Raw genomic sequence first — 20,586 nt, 5'->3', positions numbered from 1 at the left:
CGCTCGGCTTTGTCGTCATCGCAAAATCCCCGTTTCAAAAACAGGGAATCATATCCACCCAATTTTGCAACAGTCCCCCTGTGGGAGAAGGTGGATCGGCGCGCAGCGCCGAGACGGATGAGGGGTGCTCCAGCGGGGTGAGGCGTTGAGGCCCCAGCGGAGCGAGACGGTGGCGTTCCCTGGAACACCCCTCATCCGTCGCCTTCGGCGACACCTTCTCCCACAAGGGGAGAAGGGGGAGCCTGGATTCCCACGCCTCGCGCTTCGCCACCAAACCCATCACCCTCAATCCACGAAAATCAGCGCCGGCGTCTCCAGCAGCGCCTTGATGCGCTGTACAAACACCGCCGCGTCCCACCCATCAACGACGCGATGATCAAAACTCGACGACAGGTTCATCATCTTGCGCGGGATGAACTGGGTGCCGTCCCAGACCGGCCGCACCATCATCTTGTTGACGCCGACGATCGCCACTTCCGGGTGATTGATGACCGGCGTCGTCGCCACACCGCCCATGGCGCCGAGCGAGGTGATGGTGATGGTCGATCCGGACAGCTCGTCACGGCTCGCCGTGCCGGACTTCGCCGCCTCGGCCAGGCGATTGAGTTCGCCGGCGCAATCCCAGAGATCGCGCGCCTCGGCATGCTTGACCACCGGCACCACCAGCCCGGACGGCGTCTGCGCGGCAATGCCGATATGGACGCCGCCATGCTGGTGGATAATACCGGCCTCGTCGTCGAACAGCGCGTTGATGTTGGGCTGGTCGGCGATCGCCTTGACCATCGCCCGCATCAGGAACGGCAGCAGCGTCAGCTTCGGTCGCTCGACGCCCTTGCGCTTTTCCTTGTTGAGCGCGGCGCGCAGCTCTTCCAGTGCCGTGACGTCGATCTCCTCGACATAGGTGATGTGCGGGATGCGCGACTTGGCCAGCGACATCTTTTCGGCGATCTTGCGCCGCAGCCCGATGACCTTGATGTCCTCGACGCTGTCGTTGCGGGCAAGCCCCGACGCCTTCGCGACCTGCGGACCGCGCGCCAGAAACGCCTCGATGTCCTCATGGCTGATGCGGCCGGCAGGACCGGTACCCGACACCTGGCGCAGATCGATGCCGGCCTCTTTTGCCCTGAGCCGGATGGCCGGCGACGCCAGCGGCCTTTCGCCCTCCGGGCGCGGCGCGCCGGAGGGCCGCTCCACATTTTTGGGCGCGGGCGTTGGTGCGACCTTCGCCACAGGCTCCGCGGGCTTCGGCTTCGCTACGGGAGCTGCTTCTGCCTTGGCTTCAGCCGGCTGCGCCGGCGCTTCGGCCTTCGCCGTCTGCCCGGCGGCATCGGGCTTAACATTGCCCTCGCCAGCCACCTTCAGCCGCACGATGGGCGAGCCGATTGCCACCGTGTCGCCGATCTCCGCACCCAGCCACAGGATCTCGCCGTCAACCGGCGAGGGGATTTCGACCGTCGCCTTGTCGGTCATGACGGCGGCAAGCACCGAGTCCTCGCGCACGAGATCGCCGACCTTGACGTGCCATTCCACAAGTTCGGCCTCGGCGACACCTTCGCCGACATCGGGCAGCTTGATGATATGTTCACCCATCTTGAGCTCCCCCAATCCTTACGCTTGCAATGTCTCGATGAGCGCGCGGCCGACACGGGTCGGCCCCGGGAAATACTCCCATTCCTGCGCATGCGGGTAGGGCGTGTCCCAACCGGTGACGCGCGCCACCGGCGCTTCGAGGTGGTAGAAGCAATTCTCCTGCACCAGCGCCGAAAGCTCGGCGCCGAAGCCGGAGGTCAGCGTTGCCTCATGCACCACCACGCAGCGCCCGGTCTTCTTCACCGAGGCGACAATGGTGTCGAGGTCGAGCGGCAGCAGCGTCCTCAGATCGATGATCTCGGCGTCGATGCCGGTCTCCTCGGCGGCCGCCTGGGCGACATAGACCATGGTGCCATAGGCAAGCACGGTGACGGCGGATCCCTGCCGGCGGATCGCCGCCTTGCCGAGCGGCACGGTGTAATGGCCGTCCGCGACCTCGCCCAGTTCATGCTTCGACCATGGCGTCACCGGCCGGTCGTGATGGCCGTCGAACGGGCCGTTGTAGAGCCGCTTCGGCTCCAAAAAAATCACCGGGTCCGGGTCCTCGATCGCCGCGATCAGCAGCCCCTTGGCGTCATGCGGGTTGGATGGCACCACCGTCTTCAGCCCGGACACATGGGTGAACAGCGCTTCCGGGCTCTGGCTGTGCGTCTGGCCGCCAAAAATGCCGCCGCCGGTCGGCATCCGCACCACGATCGGGCAGGTGAAGTCACCGTTCGAGCGGTAGCGCAGCCGCGCCGCTTCCTGGGTCAGCTGGTCGTAGGCCGGATACATGTAGTCGGCAAACTGGATTTCCACGCACGGCTTCAGCCCGTAGGCGGCCATGCCGATGGCCGAGCCGACAATGCCGGATTCGTTGATCGGCGCGTCGAAACAGCGGCTCCTGCCGTATTTGGCCTGCAGGCCTTGCGTGGCGCGGAAGACGCCGCCGAAGAAGCCGACATCCTCGCCATAGACGATGACGCTTTGGTCGCGCTCCATGGACACGTCCATTGCGTCGCGGATCGCCTCGATCATAGTCTTCCTCGGCATGGTCAGACCCCCGCCTGCTGGCGCTGGCGCCTGAGATGCGGCGGCATCTCGGCATAGAGCCCTTCGAACATGTCGCGCGTCGACGGCTTGCCGCCGGCATGGAGCGTGCCGTGGCTTTCGGCCTGCTTCTGCGCCGCGATCACCGTCTCCAGGATTTCGGCTTCCGCCTGGGTATGGCGCTCCTCCGACCAGGCGCCTTTTTGAATGAGGTGGTTCTTCAGCCGGATAACCGGATCACCGAGCGGCCAGGCGTCGGACTCCGCCTTCGGCCGGTAGGCCGACGGATCGTCCGAGCTCGAATGCGCGCCGGCGCGGTAGGTGACATATTCGACCAGCGTCGGCCCGAGATTCTTCCGCGCCCGTTCGGCCGCCCATTTGGCCACGGCATGCACCGCGAGGTAGTCGTTGCCGTCGACGCGCAGCGCCGGAATGCCGAAGCCGAGGCCGCGCGCGGCAAAGGTGCCGGAGCCGCCACGGGCGATGCCTTGAAATGTCGAGATCGCCCACTGGTTGTTGACGACGTTCAGGATCACCGGCGCCTTGTAGGTCGAGGCGAAAACAAGCGCGGAATGGAAATCGGACTCGGCGGTCGAGCCATCGCCGATCCACGCCGCGGCAATGCGCGTGTCGTTCGAGATCGCCGAGGCCATCGCCCAGCCGACCGCCTGGATATACTGCGTCGCCAGATTGCCGGAGATCGAGAAGAAGCCGTGCTCCTTCGACGAATACATGATCGGCAATTGCCGGCCTTTCAGCGGATCGGCCTCGTTGGAATAGATCTGGTTCATCATCGTGACCATCGGATAGTCGTCGGCGATCAAAAGCCCGGCTTGCCGATAGGTCGGGAAATTCATGTCGCCCGGGGCGAGCGCTTTGCGGAAGGCGCAGCTGACTGCCTCTTCGCCGAGATGCTGCATGTAGAAGGAGGTCTTGCCCTGGCGCTGCGCCATCTGCATGCGCGCATCGAAGGTCCTGAGCGTCATCATATGGCGCAGACCTTCGAGCAGCTCCGCGTCGGTCAGCAGCCCGGCCCACGGCCCGACCGCCTCGCCGTCGCGGTTCAGCACGCGGATGATCGAGAACGCCATGTCGCGGATGGTGCGCGGATCGACATCGATCTCGGGGCGCGGCGCCGAGCCGGCCTTGGGGATGGGCACATTGGAGAAGTCGGGTGTCCCGCCCGGCCGCACTTCCGGCTCCGGCACATGAAACCGCAACATCCCAGCATCGGTCATGACCATGGTCCTCCCATTTGCCTGGCGCCGATATTTGCACATCCGCGCCGCCGGCACAGCGCCAATTCATCGGGTCCCGAACCCGACCCGGCGTTCTGGCTGGCAACCGACCGCAAGATGCAGATATGGCGGCGAAATTTCTTGTCGATGTTTTGGCGCGGCGCGCAATTAGGCGCAAAGTTTTGCAGGATTTCCGGCAGATGCCGCACTTCTACGACCTCCGGGAGAGAGGTGGGGCGCCAAGGTTGGCGAACTTTCCTCTCCCCCGTCGATCGGGGGAGAGGTGTCGAGCGAAGCTCGACGGAGTGGGGGTCGACCTTTGGGCGCAAGTCGATGCTTAAGCTGGTGCCCTTCCTATGCCCGTTCCCGGCGATTGCCAGGTGGTTCCCCCACTCCGTCGCTGCTTCGCAGCGCCACCTCTCCCCCCTCCGGAGGGAGAGGAAGGGGGCCAAGGTCGCCGAACTCTGCGCAGAACGTTCACTCCGCGCCAGCATCATGCTAACCACCCTCCATGGCGCAGAAAAAAGGATACGAAGTCGATTCGTGGCTGGCGAAGCCGGACGCGCGGTTCGCCATCGTCCTGCTTTACGGCCCTGACCGCGGCCTCGTCGCCGAGCGGGCAAAAGCCTTTGCCGAAAAGACCGGCCTGCCGCTCGATGATCCCTTCTCGGTGGTCAGGCTCGACGGCGCGGAGGTCGATCGTGACCAGGGCCGCCTCCTCGACGAGGCGCGCACCGTGCCGATGTTTTCCGATCGCCGGCTGTTGTGGGTGCGCAATGCCAGCGGCCAGAAGGCGCTGGCCGACGACGTCAAGGCACTGACGGCGGAGCCCGCGCGCGACGCCATCATCCTCATCGAGGCCGGCGACCTCAAAAAGGGCACCGGGCTGCGCGCCATTGTCGAAGCCGCCGACAACGCCATGGCGCTGCCCTGCTATGCCGACGAGGCCCGCGACATCGACACCGTCATCGACGACGAGTTGCGCAAGGCCGGCATGTCGATGACGCTCGACGCCCGCCAGGCGCTGCGCCGTAATCTCGGCGGCGACCGGCTGGCCTCGCGCGGCGAGATCGACAAGCTGCTGCTCTACGCCCACGGCCAGAAGGAAATCGGCCTCGACGACGTCAGGGCAATGTCCGGCGATGTTTCCGGCGCCTCTTTCGATGACGCCGTCGATGCCGTGCTCGAAGGCAAGATCGGCGACTTCGACATTGCCTACACCCGCCACTGCCAATCCGGCGGTCACCCCTTCCTGGTCTTGTCGTCCGCCATGCGGCAATTGCAGCAGATCCAGGTCATGCGCGGCCAGATGGAGACCGCCGGCCGCAACGCCGCCTCGGCCGTCGCCAGCGCCCGTCCCCCGGTTTTCTTCTCGCGGCGCAAGCTCGTGGAGAAGGCACTTGAGCGTTGGAATGTAGAGGCGCTGAGCCGCGCGCTGAACCGCTTGCAGACGGCGGTGCTGCAGACCCGCAAACGGCCGGACCTGTCCGAAGCGCTGGCCCGCCAGGCGCTGCTTGGCATTGCGGTGGAAAGTGCGAGGCTGGCGCAGCGGTAGGCGATTGGCCAATCTCCCCACTTGTGGGGGAGATGTCCGGCAGGACAGAGGGGGCGCCGTCCCGCCGACCTCTCAGTTCGGCATGGAGACGCTCGCCGGATTCGAGGCTCTGGGCGAAAGCAAGCCCTTCTTTCGCGCGCTGCCGACCCTTACTTCCGTTGTCTATCACCGATATATCAGCGGGAAAACCTGATCTTAAGCCGGAACTTCATTCGCCGGCTAAATACCCAGCAGCCTCAACTGCCTAGCGCTCGTCCTTCAACCGCCGGCACAACTCATCCAGCTGCTCCAGCGACCGATAGGCGATGCGCAGCGTGCCGCCCTTGCCCTTGTGGTCGACATTCACGATCATGCCGATCGTATCCGTCATCAGCTTTTCCAGCGCCAGCGTATCGGCATCCTTGTCCGATGCTCCTTGCGCCGGCTTGGCCTTGGGCGGCGCGCCGCCCGCCGGCATCTGCGCCAGCGCTTCCGCCTGTCGCACCGAAAGCCCCTCTTCGACGATCTGCTTGGCAAGCCCGGCCGGGTCCTGCGCCGTCACCAGCGTGCGGGCGTGGCCGGCGGACAGCGCGCCGTCGACCAGCATGTCGCGGATAACGTCGGGCAGCTTGAGCAGCCTGAGCGTGTTGGCGACGTGGCTGCGGCTCTTGCCGATGACATTGCCGAGATCGGCCTGGGTGTAGCCATGATCGTCGATCAGCTGCTGGTAACCCAGCGCTTCCTCGACTGGATTGAGGTCGGTGCGCTGGACGTTCTCGATGATCGCCAGTTCGAGCGCCGTGCGGTCGTTGACGTCGCGCACGATGATCGGGATTTCGGTCAGCCCGGCGCGCTGCGCCGCGCGCCAGCGCCGTTCGCCGGCGATGATCTCATACCGGCCGGCCTGGGTCGGCGATGGCCGCGCCACCACCGGCTGCACCACGCCATGCTCGCGGATCGACTGGGCGAGGTCGGTCAGGTCGGAATCGCCAAAGTGCCGTCGCGGGTTTTTCGGGTTCGGGCTGAGGAACTCGATCGGCACCTTGCCGTCGGCGTTTGCGGACGGCTTTTCCGGCGCCACGGGGCGATCGATCTCGCCGATCAGCGCCGCGAGGCCCCGGCCCAGTCTCTTTCTCGAAAGGTCTTCGCTCATTCTTAATTCCAGGGCTTTGAATCGTTTCGGTATCGAATCGGCTTCGTATTTCAGCCAAGCCTAATCAAGCGGCGCGCAATTTGCGCTCGCGGCGGATCACTTCGGATGCCAGCTGCAGATAGGCCTGGCTGCCTGAGCATTTGAGATCGTAGAGGATCGCCGGCTTGCCGTAGGACGGCGCCTCCGACACCCGCACATTCCTAGGGATGATGGTCTCGTAGACCTTGTCGCCCATATGCGCCCGCACATCCTGCACCACCTGGTTGGCAAGGTTGTTGCGGCCATCATACATGGTCAGCACGATGCCCTGGATGATCAGCTCCGGATTGATCGTGCGGCGCACCTGCTCGACCGTTTCCAGCAATTGGCTGAGGCCTTCCAGGGCGAAGAATTCGCATTGCAGCGGCACAAGAACAGAATCGGCTGCCGCCATTGAATTCAAAGTCAAAAGGTTGAGCGATGGCGGGCAGTCGATCAGCACATAACCGAAGGGCGCACCGCGTTCGGTCGCGGCGCGCAGCGCATTGCGCAGTTTGAGCACCCGGTCGGGCGCCGATGCGATCTCCATCTCGATGCCGAGCAGGTCGAGCGTCGACGGCACGATCGAGAGGCCGGGCACCGCGGTCGGGATCGCCGCCGCTTCCAGACCCAGCTCGCCGGTCAGCACGTCATAGGACGATACGGTGCGGTCCTTGCGGTCGATGCCGAGACCCGTCGAGGCATTGCCTTGCGGATCGAGATCGACGATCAGGACCTTTTCGCCGATGGCGGCCAGCGCCGTGGCCAGATTGATGGCGGTGGTGGTCTTGCCGACGCCGCCCTTCTGGTTGGCGACGGTGATGATTCGGGGTCCGGTTTTCATGGGTCTATGCCAAATATTCATTTCGCGGGTCGCCAAAAGGGTCGTCAAAGCGGTTGCGAAGGGAAGCTTACGCAGCCCGCAGATCGGTCACTTCGAGGATGACGCCATGGGCGTCGGTCATGCTCGGATGTTCTACCAGATCGAAGGCCCAGCGGTGAGTGCTTTCTTCCACTTCGGCACGGTAATCCCGGCCTTTGTGGAACAGCGCGCGCGACCCTTTGGTCAGCCATGGCGCCGACAGATCGAGCAGCGCGGGTAACGCGGCGAGTGCTCTCGCGGTGACGATTTCCGGTGCGGAAACAAGCGCATAGCTGTCGTCGATGCGCCGCGCAACGACCCGAGCCGGCAAACCGAACTGGCCGATGACAGCTTGCAGGAACGACGCTTTCTTGCGGTTGCTCTCGACCAGGTCGATCGACGCGCCGTCGCGCTCAGCCAGCAGAAAAGCCAGCACCAGGCCGGGGAAACCACCGCCTGAACCGAGATCGGCCCAGCGTTTTGCCTCGGGAGCGATTCGCGCCAGCTGGGCGCTGTCCAGAATATGACGGCCCCACACATCGTCGAGCGTCGACGGTGCGGCCAGGTTGATGCTGCGGTTCCATTTCAGGAACAGCTGTTCGAACGCCACCAGTCGCTGAAATGTTTCACGTGAAACCGGTCCCGCGGCCTCTTGCAGGCCCGTCCATGAGGCTGCGCTCACGCAACGACCCTTAGCGCCGCCGATTCGGCACTGCGGACATGCGCGACGATGATCGCCAGCGCCGCCGGCGTCATGCCTTCCATGCGCTGGGCATCGGCAATCGAGCGCGGCTGGCGCGTCCGCATCTTCTGCTTCAGCTCATTGGAGAGGCCAGGAACATCGGCAAAATCGACCGAGGCCGGGATCAGCCGACTTTCCTCATGGCGGATCTGGGCGACATCGGCCTGCTGCCGATCTAGATAGACCGAATATTTCGCTTCCGTTTCGAGCCGCTCGGCGGTTTTGGCGTCGATGGGGCCGAATGCCGGCGCGACCCGCGTCAGCCAGGCGATATCGACGCCGGGATAGGCCAGCAACTCATAGGCGGTGCGGCGCACGCCATCCCTGTTGACCTCCAGCCCATGCCGCGCCGCTTCATTCGGCGTCATCGTCGTGGCAATCGCCAGCTCGCGCGCCTTATCAAGATCCTCAGTGACTTGGTTGAACCGCCGCGTCCGCTCAAGCGAGGCTATCCCCAGCCGTATTGCCAGCGGCGTCAACCGCTCGTCGGCATTGTCGGCCCGCAAGGACAGCCGGAACTCCGCCCGCGACGTAAACATTCGGTAAGGCTCAGTGATACCGCGGCTGGTGAGGTCATCGACCATTACGCCGATATAAGCCTCGGTCCTGCTAAGCACGATTTGCTCGCCGGCCGACGCCTTGCGCGCGGCATTAAGCCCGGCAAGCAGGCCTTGCGCGCCGGCTTCTTCATAGCCGGTGGTGCCGTTGATCTGCCCGGCCAGGAAAAGGCCTGCGATGCGCCTGGTTTCCAGCGTCGGCTCGAGTTCGCGCGGATCGACGTGGTCGTATTCGATGGCATAGCCCGGCTGCAGCATGGTCGCGCGCTCGAGGCCCGGGATTGTCTTCAGAATGTCGAGTTGCACGTCCTCGGGCAGGGAGGTCGAAATGCCATTGGGATAGACGGTGTCGTCGTCGAGGCCTTCCGGCTCGAGGAATATCTGATGGCCCTCGCGATCGCCGAACTTGACGATCTTGTCTTCGATCGATGGGCAATAGCGCGGCCCGACACCTTCGATAGAGCCGGAATACATGGCCGAGCGGCCGAGATTGGCGCGGATCAGCGCGTGCGTCGCCGGCGTCGTGCGGGTGATGCCGCAATGGATCTGCGGATTCTTGATCGTGTCGGTCATCAGCGAGAACGGCACCGGATCTTCGTCCGCCGCCTGGCTTTCCAGCGACGCCCAGTCGATGGTGCGGCCATCGAGCCGCGGCGGCGTCCCGGTCTTCAGTCGTCCCAATGAAAAGCCGGCGCGGCTCATCGTTGCCGAGAGACCGAGGCTCGCCTGTTCGTTCATGCGCCCGGCGACGATCTTCTTCTCGCCAATATGGATGAGCCCGCGCAGGAAGGTGCCGGTGGTCAGCACGATGGCGCCACAGGCCAGTCGCCGTCCGCCGGCCAGCAGCACAGCGGCAATCCGTCCCTCCGCGATCTCGAAATCCAGGACTTCGCCCTCGACGACATCGAGATCGTTCTGCTGCCGAATCGCTTCCTGCATGGCCAGCCGATAAAGCTTGCGATCAGCCTGCGTGCGCGGCCCGCGCACGGCGGGGCCCTTGCGGCGATTGAGCAGGCGGAACTGGATGCCGGCGGCATCGGCCACCCTGCCCATCAGCCCGTCCATGGCGTCGATCTCGCGTACCAGATGACCTTTGCCGAGCCCGCCGATCGCCGGATTGCAGGACATGACGCCGATCGTGTCGAAGCGCAGCGTGACCAGCACGGTCCGGGCGCCGGCACGCGCGGCAGCGCTCGCCGCCTCGCACCCGGCATGGCCGCCGCCCACCACAACCACATCATAGTGATCGATCATTTTTCCGTTCCAGATTCAGAGATTGCCCGACACATGTCCCCGGGAGCCGGCGCTGTCAAGGATGGAAGGCGATTCGCTTCACGTGGGACTGATGGCGACTGCCCGGGAGCAGTGTTTCACGTGAATCAAGGCGGGTAGCGGCAGCGCCGCGCTGACCTGCGGCCCCAATCGGTTTCACGTGAAACAAGATCGGTCAGTGCTTCACGTGAGTCGCAGTCCACCCCTGCAGCGTTTCACGTGAGTCACTTCCCAATGCAAAACTGTGAGAAGATCACGTCGAGCAAGTCCTCAACATCGACCGCGCCGACGATGCGACCCAGTCGGTCCGCCGCAAGGCGTAGCTCCTCGGCCCGCAGTTCCTGACCGTTCCCCACTCCCGACAAGGCCGATGCCAGGTAAAGCTTCGTCTCGTTCAGCAGCTCTACATGCCGCAGCCTTGACGGCAGGATGTCTCCGGCATCGCCGATCGCGGCAGCGGCGCGCCCGCCGATTTCGGCCAGCAGTTCAGCCAGCCCGGTGCCGTCCACCGTCGATATCAACGCGTCATAGGTGCCCAACGGCCGTTGGCCCTTCAGCAGATCAACCTTGGTGCCAATCCGCAAAGCGGGGATGTCGGCCGGAACCTCGCCGATAGCGGTCGGGCTCGCCAGATCTTCCAGCAGCAACATCAGGTCAGCCGTATGCGCCTTGGCTCGCGCCCTCTCGATGCCGATCGCCTCGACCTTCCCGGGCGCTTCGCGTAGCCCGGCCGTGTCGGTGATCCGGACTCGCACGCCGTTAAGGTCCAGCACCACCTCAAGCAGATCGCGAGTCGTGCCGGGTTCATCGGTAACGATCGCCGCCTCGCGCCGCGCCAGCGCATTGAACAGGCTGGACTTGCCGGCATTCGGTGCCCCGAGAATCACGACCTCGAAACCGTCTCGGATGATCTCGGCGGCATGAAATCCCTCGATATGCCGGCCGATCTCGCCAATCATCCCTTTGACATCCGACCAGACCGTGTCCGAAACCGAACCCGGCACGTCGTCCTCGTCGGCAAAGTCGATTTCCGCCTCGATCATCGCCCGCGCATGGATCAGCCGCCGACGCCAGCCAAGATAGAGCGCACTTTGCACGCCCTCCGCATTCTGCACCGCAAAGCGGCGCTGCGCCTCGGTTTCGGCGTTGACCAAATCGGCCAGCGCCTCGGTCTCGACCAGATCCAGCTTGCCGTTGATAAAAGCGCGGCGTGTAAATTCGCCCGGCTCGGCATGGCGCACCCCGTCAAAACCGGCGATCGTCTCCAGCATCTTGCCAGCGACAGCGCGGCCGCCATGGACATGGAATTCCGCGACATCCTCACCGGTAAAACTGTTCGGCCCCGGAAAGAAAAGCACTAGGCCGTTGTCGATCAGCAATCCGTCCGAGGCGTGGAGCTTCCGCAAGGCCGCAGCACGGTCCTTAACCATGCTCCCGGCAATCGTTTCGACTACGAATCGAGTCTTCGGCCCGGAAATACGGATGACGGCGATGCCGGCAGGTAGGCGACCGCTGGACAGCGCTACAATCGAATCGCCTGAAATCATTTGCCCGCTCTTCTGAACAGCCTTAGCTTGAAAACATCACCCGCCAAACCGAGCTCGCCCACAGTGACCTTGCCTGCGCAAAACCTGCTTGCCGACGAAGCCAGCCCCTATCTGCAGCAGCACAGCGGCAATCCGGTGCATTGGCGGGCCTGGTCGCCGGCGGCATTGGCCGAAGCCAAGGCGTTGCAGCGGCCGATCCTGCTTTCGGTCGGCTATGCCGCCTGCCACTGGTGTCATGTCATGGCGCATGAAAGCTTTGAGAACGACAGCGTCGCCGCCGTCATGAACCGGCTGTTCGTCAATATCAAGGTCGATCGTGAGGAGCGGCCGGACATCGACCAGATCTATATGGCGGCCTTGTCGTCGATGGGCGAGCAGGGCGGCTGGCCGCTGACCATGTTCCTCAACCCTGACGGCAAACCGTTCTGGGGCGGAACCTATTTTCCACGCGAGGCGCGTTACGGCCGCCCTGGCTTCATCCAGGTGATGGAAGCCGTCGACAAGGCATGGCGCGACAAGCGGGAAAGTCTCGACCAGAGCGCCGACGGCTTGACCAGTCATGTCGAGGCGCGGCTGGCCGGCGTCCACGCCAAGGCCGCGCTCGACAAAGAGACGCTCAGCGATCTCGCCGCCCGCATCGACGGCATGATCGACAGGGATCTCGGCGGCCTGCGCGGCGCACCGAAGTTTCCGAACGCGCCCTTCATGTACACGCTGTGGCTGTCCTGGCTGCGCGATGGCGTCCCGTCGTATCGCGACGCCGTTCTCGTCAGCCTGGAAAAGATGCTGGCCGGCGGCATTTACGACCATGTCGGTGGCGGGCTCAGCCGCTATTCCACCGATGCCGAATGGCTAGTGCCGCATTTCGAAAAGATGCTCTACGACAATGCGCAGCTCATCCGCCTTTGCAACTGGGCCTTTGCCGCGACCGGCAATGATTTGTTCCGGATACGAATCGAAGACACGGTCGCCTGGCTGTTGCGCGAAATGCGCGTCGACGGCGACGCCTTCGCCGCCAGCCTCGATGCCGACAGCGACGGTGAGGAGGGGCTGTTCTACACCTGGAGCAAGGAAGAGATCGAAGCCGCGCTCGGTGATGATTCCGCCTTGTTTTTCAAATACTTCACGCTTTCCGCACCGCATGGCTGGGAAGGCAAGCCGATCATCCATCAGACCGATGCGCAGCAAAGCCAAAGTGTGCCTGATCGGGAGGTACTGCTCCCGCTGAGGGCAAAGCTGCTGGCGGCACGAGAGCAGCGCGTCCGCCCGGGCAGGGACGGCAAGGCGCTGACCGACTGGAACGGATTGATGATCACGGCCCTTGCCGAGGCCGGCCGGTCGCTAAACCGGCGCGACTGGATCGATGCAGCAGCAAAGGCTTTCGCCCACATCGCCGGAGCCGGACATGACGGCCGCCTGCCGCACTCCATGCTCGGCGCCAAGAAACTGTTTCCGGCACTGTCCAGCGACTATGCCGCGATGACCAATGCGGCGATCGCGCTGTTCGAAGCCACGGGCGATTCGCGCTATGTCGATCGGGCGAGGCAATTCATCGACCAGCTGGATCGCTGGCATCGGGATAGCGACGGCACCGGCTACTATCTGACGGCATCCGACTGCGCCGATGTACCGATCCGCATCCGCGGCGATGTCGACGAGGCGATTTCTTCCGCCACCAGCCAGATCATCGAAGCGCTCGTTCGGTTGGCTTCGGTTACCGGCGATCCCGATCTGCAGGACAGAGCGTGGCGGGTCGCCGAACACGCCATGGGCCGGGCAGGGCACCAGTCCTATGGCCAGGCCGGAATCGTCAACGCCTGCGCGCTGGCGCTTGAACCGCTGAAGCTGGTGCTCGTCGATTCATCAGAGAGTCCAAGCCTCGTTCCGGTTGCGAATCGGAATCCCGACCCGCGCCGCGTTGATATTGTCGTGGCAATCGGAACGGAAGCGAATCGACCGACCTTGCCGGGCGGGGTCCTGCCGCCGACCAACAGACCGGGCGCCTGGCTGTGCACCGGGCAGGCCTGTCTGCCGGTGGTGACCGATCCGCAGGAACTCGAACTGCTGCTGCGACGCCGATAGCTCAGCCAGTCTTTCAGTCCAAGGCCGAAGGCAGCGGCGTCGCGTCAATAGCGGGCGACCGAGGCTTGAGCAGTAAATCCTTGGCTGCGATCACCGCTCCGACCGTGATCAGGATGCAGGCCGCGGCGACTGACCAATGAAACACGCCAAAGCCTGCCAGCACAAGCACGATCACTGAAAACAACGGCGCGGCGTAGGAGAGGGCACCAAGGATCATGATGTCCCCGTGCTTGCAGCCATAATCCCAGGCATAGAAGCCGGCGCCGAGCGGTATGGCACCTAGGATGACGATGGCGCTCCACTGCATAGACGTCTGTGGCCAGACGGTTGTCTCGAGCGTCCGATGCAACACCAAGGCAACCGCCGCAGTGATGAAGCAGTAGCCGGCGACGACATCGGTCGGTACCTCGCCGAAACGGCGCGACAGAACCGAGTAGCCGGCCCAGATGAAAGCACAGAACAGCGCGATGACATGGCCCTTCATCACGCCATTGGCCAAGCCGACGTTGCCGCCCTTGGTGATCACCACGATGGCACCAGCCAGACCAAGGACGACCCCGACAATATGATGAAGTCTGAGCTTTTCTCCCGGCAGGAAGGCGGCGAAGACGACAATCAGCAGCGGCCAGAGATAAGCGATCAGACTGACTTCAACCGGCGGCGCCGACTGGATGGCGAAGAAATAGGCGCAGTGGTAGATGCACAGCCCCGCCGTGCCGAGCGCCCAGACCTGCCATGGCTGGCACAGCGACCGGATCGCGGCCGGGCGCACAAGCCAGCTCGACGCGCCGACCATCCCGCCAAGCAGGAACGTCATCGCCGCCAGTTGAAAGGGCGGAATCGGTCCCGCCGCAGTCGAAAGCAGCGCCAGGAACGACCATGTCAAAATGGCCGAAAAGCCGATCAGAGTGGGGATGGTCTTCTTCACGTCGCCCGTTCCAGCCTAGAAGGGCCGCGTTTTCGCACAAAGAGTATGCTGCGCGCTGCCGCGAACGGTCATCCGATATCGGGAAAGCGACCCTTCCAGCGAAAAGCCCCATCCCGGTTTCCCGGAACGGGGCTTTAACACATGGACCGATTGGATCCGACGACCTGATTAGGTGTTCATCGAATCGAAGAAGTCCGCATTCGTCTTGGTCTGCTTCAGCTTGTCGATGAGGAACTCGATCGCGTCGGTGGTTCCCATCGGCGCCAGGATGCGGCGCAGCACGAAGATCTTCTGCAGATCCTGCTTGGAGACCAGCAGGTCTTCCTTGCGGGTGCCGGACTTCAAGATGTCCATGGCCGGGTAAATGCGCTTGTCAGCTACCTTGCGGTCGAGCTGGATTTCGCAGTTGCCGGTGCCCTTGAACTCTTCGAAGATGACTTCGTCCATGCGGCTGCCGGTGTCGATCAGCGCGGTGGCGATGATGGTCAGCGAGCCACCTTCCTCGATGTTGCGGGCGGCACCGAAGAAGCGCTTCGGCCGCTGCAGCGCATTGGCGTCGACACCGCCGGTCAGCACCTTGCCGGATGACGGCACCACGGTGTTGTAGGCGCGGCCGAGGCGGGTGATCGAATCAAGCAGGATGACGACGTCGCGGCCATGCTCGACCAGGCGCTTGGCCTTCTCGATGACCATTTCGGCGACCTGGACGTGACGTACCGCCGGCTCGTCGAAAGTCGAGGAGATAACCTCGCCCTTCACCGAGCGCTGCATGTCGGTCACTTCCTCCGGCCGTTCGTCGATCAACAGCACGATCAGATAGCATTCCGGATGATTGGCCGTGATCGAATGCGCGATGTTCTGCATCAGCACGGTTTTACCGGTGCGCGGCTGCGCGTTGATCAGCGCGCGCTGCCCCTTGCCGATGGGCGCCACCAGGTCGATCACGCGCGGCGAGATGTCCTTGCTGGTCGGATTGTCGATCTCCATCTTCAGCCGCTTGGTCGGATAGAGCGGCGTCAGATTGTCGAAGTGGATCTTGTGACGAATCTTTTCGGGATCGTCGAAATTGATCGTGTTGACCTTGAGCAGCGCGAAATAGCGCTCGCCCTCTTTGGGGCTGCGGATCGGCCCTTCGACCGTATCGCCGGTCTTCAGCGAGAAGCGGCGGATCTGCGAGGGCGAGATGTAGATATCGTCGGGACCCGGCAGGTAATTGGCATTGGCGGAGCGCAGGAAACCGAAGCCGTCCTGCAGCACTTCGACCACACCGTCACCGATGATCTCGATTTCCTGGGCGGCCAGTTTCTTCAGGATGGCGAACATCAGCTCCTGCTTGCGCATGACGCTGGCGTTTTCCACCTCGAGCGATTCGGCATAGGCGATCAGCTCTGGCGGTTTCTTGTTCTTGAACTCTGCGAGTTTCATTTCTTGCATAGACGGACTCTGAGTAGGCTTCTTGAGGGAAATATCGGCTGGATGCGACAAATGCCGGGCGCGGCCGAAAAGCGAAATGGGCGGCGCATGACGGGAAGGAAGACCCGTCTTGTATCGTCGGTCGGTTGAAAGAGCAAGCCGCCTTTTGCGGGGACCTTCCGGGCTCCGCATCGTGCTTTTTTAGAAGACCAGTTCTGGTTTCAGGTCGGTGCGCGAAGCCTCAGAACGGCTTGACGATGACCAGCACGACGATGACGATCATCAGCAATGTGGGGATCTCGTTGACGATCCGCCAGTGCCTTGCCGGTTTTTCGTTGCGATCCTCGGCAAATTTCCTCACCGCGCCAGCCAGATAGCCATGAACGGCCGACAGGCCAAGCACCGCCGCGATCTTGGCGTGCAACCAGCCGCCCTGGAAACCAAAGCCTTTCCAGGCGAGCCACAGGCCGAACACCCAGGTGATGACCATGGCCGGATTGATGATGCCGCGCAGCAGCCGGCGCTCCATCACCTTGAAGGTTTCCGACTGCACCGAGCCCTTCTCGGCATCGGCGTGATAGACCAGCAGCCGCGGCAGATAGAGCATTCCCGCCATCCATGACATGACGGCGAGGACATGGATCGCCTTCGCCCAGGGATAGAAATCCTCAGGCCCGAGCAGAAACAGCAGCCCGGCCAGCACCAGGAACACCGCAATCGCGATCGCCGCGCGGCGCATGGCGGCAGCGCCGCTTTGATCTTTGCCCATCATGGTCATGATGCGCTCCGCACCTGCTTCACCATCGCTTCGACATGCGCCACCGGCGTCTCCGGCGTGATGCCGTGGCCAAGATTGAAAATCAGCGGTCCGCCGCCCAACGCCCTCAGGATCGCATCGACGCCGTCGAACAGGGCCTTGCCGCCAGCCACGAGCCGCAAGGGATCGAGATTGCCCTGCACGGCGCCGCCGGCCTGCAATGCCTTCGCTGCTGCCAGCGGCACGGTCCAGTCGATCCCCAGCCCCGTCACAGCGGTCTTCTCGCGATAGCTCTCGTAGCGGGCGCCGGCGCCTTTGGGAAAACCGATAATTGGAACATCAGGGTGGACGGCACGAACCTGCCGGACGATCTCCGCCACGGGCTGGACGCAGAACAGGTCGAACGACGCATCGTCGAGCACGCCGGACCAGGAATCGAAAATCTGCACCACATCGGCGCCGGCTTCGATCTGGCGGATCAAATAGGCCGCTGAATGATCAGCCAGGACTTTCAAGAGCTGTTGGAACGCGGCCGGCTCGCGATAGGCAAACAATCTGGCCGGCGCCTGGTCCGGCGTGCCATGGCCGGCAATCATGTAGGTCGCGACGGTCCACGGCGCACCGCAAAAGCCGATCAGCGTCGTCTCCTCAGGCAGTTTTGCCCGCAGCCGGCGAACCGTCTCGTAGACCGGTTCGAGATTCACGTGAAACGTTTCGCTGCTCAGAGCTGAAATCTCCGTCGCCGTGATCGGCGTCAGCAACGGCCCGCGACCCTCCTCGAAGCGCACGTCACGGCCCAGCGCATGCGGCACGACAAGGATGTCGGAGAACAGGATCGAGGCATCGAAGCCGAAGCGCTCGATCGGCTGCAGCGTCACTTCGACGGCAAGGTCCGGATTGTAGCAGAGATCGAGGAAGGATCCGGCGCGCTTCCGGGTCTCGCGGTATTCCGGCAGGTAGCGCCCGGCCTGACGCATCATCCAGAGCGGCGGCGGAAAGTGTGTCGCGCCTTTCAGTACGTCCAGCATGATCCGCTTGTGCCGCATCGAGCGCTCGCCTCTCCCAGCCCTCTTTCTAAATCAAATATCTTATTTCTAAGAATCTTCTGATTCTAAGAGTCTGTTGGTTGTGGTGGTTGTCTCCTGTCCCGCTTTGCCCCGGAAAAGACCAGCCAGCATATTGTCGCGCACTTCCCATCCGGCATTGTAGGAGAGTGTGGACGACGGGGATTCACCGACTGGAGTCAATGACTTGACGTTACGATCGCAAAGCGGGCTCTGTGGATGAAGCGCTGGCAAAAATGCCCGTCCCCAGATTTGTCCCCAGCCCTCCGACGAAGCCGACAGCGCATCGAATTGTGGACAACCCGCCTTCTGATACAGTCGCCTCCGGCCGGTCGCGTTTCCGGTCCCTGTTTATCCACACAAGCCCACAGCCCCAGGTGCCCCCTGTGAACAAACCCCAGAGCTTCTTCCACCTGCACCTGATTTCCGACGCCACCGGCGAAACGCTGCTGGCGGCCGGCCGGGCGGCTTCGGCGCAATACAAGGATGCGCGCGCCATCGAGCACATCTACCCGCTCATCCGCACCGAAAAGCAGGTGGCGAAAGTGTTCGAGGATATCGAGGAGGAGCCGGGCATCATCCTCTACACCGTCGTCGACCAGAAGCTGGCACGCGGTATTGACGAGCGCTGCGCCGCCATGGGTCTGCCTTGCGTCTCGGTGCTGGAGCCGGTGCTGACCGTGTTCCAGTCCTATCTCGGCACGCCGGCCGGCCGCCGCGTCGGCGCCCAGCATGTGCTCGACGCAGACTATTTCCACCGCATCGATGCGCTCAACTTCACCATGGAGCACGATGACGGCCAGCTGCCGGCCAATATGGACGATGCCGACATCGTGCTGATCGGCATTTCCAGGACATCGAAGACGCCGACCAGCATCTATCTCGCCAACCGCGGCATCAAGACCGCCAACATTCCGATCGTGCTCGGCGTACCGGTGCCCGAAAGCCTGGTCGCCGCCAGCAAGCCGCTGATCGTCGGCCTGATCGCCACCGCCGAGCGCATCTCGCATGTCCGCCAGAACCGTATCCTGGGCAACAGCAGCACCTATGAAGCGACGGATTATGTCGACCGCGCCATGATCACCGAAGAGCTCGCCTATGCCCGCCAGATCTGCACCCGCCACAACTGGCCGATGATCGACGTCAGCCGCCGCTCGATCGAGGAGACCGCGGCGGCCATCGTTGCGCTACGGGGGAAGAACCGCTAGGGCGTCGATATTCAGGTGACGCCGGCCTGCAAATGGGCGGCTTCCTGCGCTTCCGGTGCTCACGTACTTAAAGTACGCTCCGCGCCGGTTCTCGGAAGCCACCATTTTCGGCGCGGCCTGACCTGAATCTCAACACCCTAGTCGGTGCCAGAAAACCAGGCGCAAAAAACACATGCCCGAAAAAATCATCCTCGCCTCCGGCAGCCCATTCCGAAAAGCCATGCTCGTCAATGCCGGGCTCGACATCGAGGCGATCCCGGCCGAGGTCGACGAGCGTGCGCTCGAGGCGCCGTTGCAGGACAGCGGCGTGTCGCCGGAAGATGTCGCCCTGATCCTCGCCGAGGCCAAGGCCACCGAGGTCAGCGATCGCAGGCCGGAGGCACTGGTGCTCGGCTGCGACCAGACGCTGTCGCTCGGCGACGAGGTGTTCCACAAGCCGGCCGACATGGAAGGTGCCCGCCGCCATCTGCTGGCGCTGTCGGGCAAGACGCATCAGCTGAACAGCGCCGCCGTGCTGTGCCGTGACGGCAAGGTGCTGTGGCGCCATGTCGGCGTCGCCAGCCTCACCATGCGCAAGCTCGATCCTGCTTTCATCGGCCGTCATCTCGCCCGCGTCGGCGCCAAGGCGCTGGCCAGCGTCGGCGCGTACCAGATCGAAGGCGAGGGCATCCAGCTGTTCGAAAAGATCGAAGGCGACTATTTCACCATTGTCGGCCTGCCGCTGTTGCCGGTGCTGAAGGAGTTGCGGGGGCTCGGAGCCATCGATGGTTGAGAAAAGAGCTTTCGTCACGGGCCATCCGATCGCGCATTCGCGCTCGCCGAAGATCCATGGCTATTGGCTGAAGAAATACGGCATTGACGGCAGCTACCGCGCAATCGACGTCGCGCCGGCCGATTTTCCCGCATTCCTTACATCGCTGCAGGCCAATGACTACCAGGGCGGCAACGTCACCATCCCGCACAAGGAGGTGGCCTTTGCCCGGGTAGAGCGCCGCGACGAAGCGGCGGAGATGATCGGCGCGGTCAACATGCTGTGGCTGGAAGACGGCCTGCTGTGGGGCGGCAATTCGGACTGGATCGGCTTTGCCGGCAATCTCGACGAGCATGCGCCGGGCTGGGACAAAAACGGCCCGGCCGTGGTGCTCGGCGCCGGCGGCGCTTCCCGCGCGGTCATCCAAGCGCTGAAGGTCCGTGGCGTGAGGGATATCCGCATCGTCAACCGTACCTTGGCGCGGGCGCAGGAACTGGCCGACCGCTTCGGCGCCGGCGTCTCGGCGCATGGCGCGGTGGGCGATTTGCTCGGCGATGCCGGCCTGCTCATCAACACCACGGCGCTCGGCATGCACGGCGATGCGACGCTGGCCGCCGATCCCGCCGGCCTGCCGGGCCACGCCATCGTCGCCGACATCGTCTACGTTCCGCTGGAAACGCCGGTACTCGCTGCGGCGCGGGCACGCAATTTGAAGACGGTCGACGGTCTCGGCATGCTGCTGCATCAGGCCGTGCCCGGTTTCGAACGCTGGTTCGGCAAGAAGCCGGAGGTCACTGCCGAATTGCGGCAGATGATCGTCGCCGACATTGTCGGCAAATGA

At 63.6% G+C, this 20,586-nt stretch carries 17 protein-coding genes; 5 read left to right on the top strand and 12 right to left on the bottom strand.

The window, feature by feature from the left end:
* Positions 1-285: 285 nt before the first annotated feature.
* Genes ACWGTI_RS28520 through ACWGTI_RS28510 form a run of 3 tightly spaced genes read right to left on the bottom strand, consistent with a single transcriptional unit; the run spans position 286 to position 3,857 of the window.
* Positions 286-1,590: a dihydrolipoamide acetyltransferase family protein gene (locus ACWGTI_RS28520; RefSeq protein ID WP_454590150.1), complete on the bottom strand. Its 1,305-nt coding sequence runs from the start codon at positions 1,588-1,590 to the stop codon at positions 286-288.
* An 18-nt stretch (positions 1,591-1,608) separates the two neighbouring features.
* Positions 1,609-2,622, bottom strand: a complete 1,014-nt coding sequence (locus ACWGTI_RS28515; RefSeq protein ID WP_454590149.1) for an alpha-ketoacid dehydrogenase subunit beta — start codon at positions 2,620-2,622, stop codon at positions 1,609-1,611.
* Positions 2,623-2,624: 2 nt separating this feature from the next.
* Positions 2,625-3,857 (bottom strand): thiamine pyrophosphate-dependent enzyme, encoded by a 1,233-nt coding sequence (locus tag ACWGTI_RS28510; protein WP_454590148.1) that lies wholly within the window; start codon positions 3,855-3,857, stop codon positions 2,625-2,627.
* Positions 3,858-4,368: 511 nt separating this feature from the next.
* Between ACWGTI_RS28510 and holA the strand changes: the two genes are divergently transcribed.
* Positions 4,369-5,412, top strand: a complete 1,044-nt coding sequence (holA, locus tag ACWGTI_RS28505; protein WP_454590147.1) for a DNA polymerase III subunit delta — start codon at positions 4,369-4,371, stop codon at positions 5,410-5,412.
* 244 nt (positions 5,413-5,656) lie between these two features.
* Here holA and ACWGTI_RS28500 read toward each other — a convergent pair whose 3' ends face one another.
* The 5 genes from ACWGTI_RS28500 to mnmE form a co-directional block, all read right to left on the bottom strand.
* Positions 5,657-6,544, bottom strand: a complete 888-nt coding sequence (locus ACWGTI_RS28500) for a ParB/RepB/Spo0J family partition protein (protein WP_454590146.1) — start codon at positions 6,542-6,544, stop codon at positions 5,657-5,659.
* Positions 6,545-6,608: 64 nt separating this feature from the next.
* The gene (locus tag ACWGTI_RS28495) at positions 6,609-7,406 is read right to left on the bottom strand and encodes a ParA family protein (RefSeq protein WP_454575706.1); all 798 of its coding nucleotides are present in this window, start codon (positions 7,404-7,406) and stop codon (positions 6,609-6,611) included.
* A 67-nt stretch (positions 7,407-7,473) separates the two neighbouring features.
* Positions 7,474-8,106 carry a 16S rRNA (guanine(527)-N(7))-methyltransferase RsmG gene (gene rsmG / locus ACWGTI_RS28490; protein ID WP_454590145.1) on the bottom strand — a complete coding sequence of 211 codons (633 nt, stop codon included), beginning with the start codon at positions 8,104-8,106 and terminating at the stop codon, positions 7,474-7,476.
* A complete protein-coding gene (gene mnmG, locus ACWGTI_RS28485) occupies positions 8,103-9,977 on the bottom strand; it encodes a tRNA uridine-5-carboxymethylaminomethyl(34) synthesis enzyme MnmG (protein ID WP_454590144.1) in 1,875 nt (624 codons plus the stop codon). Before mnmG ends, rsmG begins: the two co-directional genes overlap by 4 nt.
* 242 nt (positions 9,978-10,219) lie before the next feature.
* Positions 10,220-11,542: a tRNA uridine-5-carboxymethylaminomethyl(34) synthesis GTPase MnmE gene (gene mnmE / locus ACWGTI_RS28480; protein ID WP_454590143.1), complete on the bottom strand. Its 1,323-nt coding sequence runs from the start codon at positions 11,540-11,542 to the stop codon at positions 10,220-10,222.
* Between the two features lie 63 nt (positions 11,543-11,605).
* Here mnmE and ACWGTI_RS28475 point away from each other — a divergent pair, with 63 nt between their 5' ends.
* The gene (locus ACWGTI_RS28475) at positions 11,606-13,624 is read left to right on the top strand and encodes a thioredoxin domain-containing protein (protein ID WP_454590142.1); all 2,019 of its coding nucleotides are present in this window, start codon (positions 11,606-11,608) and stop codon (positions 13,622-13,624) included.
* 13 nt (positions 13,625-13,637) lie between these two features.
* On the opposite strand, the gene yddG is transcribed toward ACWGTI_RS28475, so the two are convergent.
* The 4 genes from yddG to hemE all read right to left on the bottom strand — a co-directional run bounded on the left by yddG (position 13,638) and on the right by hemE (position 17,768).
* The gene (gene yddG, locus ACWGTI_RS28470; protein ID WP_454590141.1) at positions 13,638-14,552 is read right to left on the bottom strand and encodes an aromatic amino acid exporter YddG; all 915 of its coding nucleotides are present in this window, start codon (positions 14,550-14,552) and stop codon (positions 13,638-13,640) included.
* 168 nt (positions 14,553-14,720) lie between these two features.
* Positions 14,721-15,986, bottom strand: coding sequence for a transcription termination factor Rho (gene rho, locus ACWGTI_RS28465; RefSeq protein WP_112560220.1), 1,266 nt, complete (start codon positions 15,984-15,986; stop codon positions 14,721-14,723).
* A 220-nt stretch (positions 15,987-16,206) separates the two neighbouring features.
* Complete coding sequence (gene hemJ, locus ACWGTI_RS28460; RefSeq protein ID WP_454590140.1) at positions 16,207-16,743, bottom strand: protoporphyrinogen oxidase HemJ; 537 nt, start codon at positions 16,741-16,743, stop codon at positions 16,207-16,209.
* Entirely contained in the window at positions 16,740-17,768 is a 1,029-nt protein-coding gene (gene hemE, locus ACWGTI_RS28455; protein ID WP_454590139.1) for a uroporphyrinogen decarboxylase, read from the bottom strand. Before hemE ends, hemJ begins: the two co-directional genes overlap by 4 nt.
* A gap of 311 nt (positions 17,769-18,079) precedes the next feature.
* Between hemE and ACWGTI_RS28450 the strand changes: the two genes are divergently transcribed.
* From ACWGTI_RS28450 to ACWGTI_RS28440, 3 genes are all read left to right on the top strand, one after another.
* Positions 18,080-18,994, top strand: coding sequence for a pyruvate, water dikinase regulatory protein (locus tag ACWGTI_RS28450; RefSeq protein WP_454590138.1), 915 nt, complete (start codon positions 18,080-18,082; stop codon positions 18,992-18,994).
* A 172-nt stretch (positions 18,995-19,166) separates the two neighbouring features.
* On the top strand, positions 19,167-19,766 hold the full coding sequence (locus ACWGTI_RS28445) for a Maf-like protein (RefSeq protein ID WP_454590137.1): 600 nt from the start codon (positions 19,167-19,169) through the stop codon (positions 19,764-19,766).
* On the top strand, positions 19,759-20,586 hold the full coding sequence (locus tag ACWGTI_RS28440) for a shikimate dehydrogenase (RefSeq protein WP_454590136.1): 828 nt from the start codon (positions 19,759-19,761) through the stop codon (positions 20,584-20,586). The genes ACWGTI_RS28445 and ACWGTI_RS28440 overlap by 8 nt, the downstream gene beginning before the upstream one ends.

This window comes from Mesorhizobium sp. ArgA1 (assembly GCF_053714375.1).
Note: the sequence above shows the minus strand (reverse complement) of the source record. Positions and strands in the feature narration are given on the sequence as shown.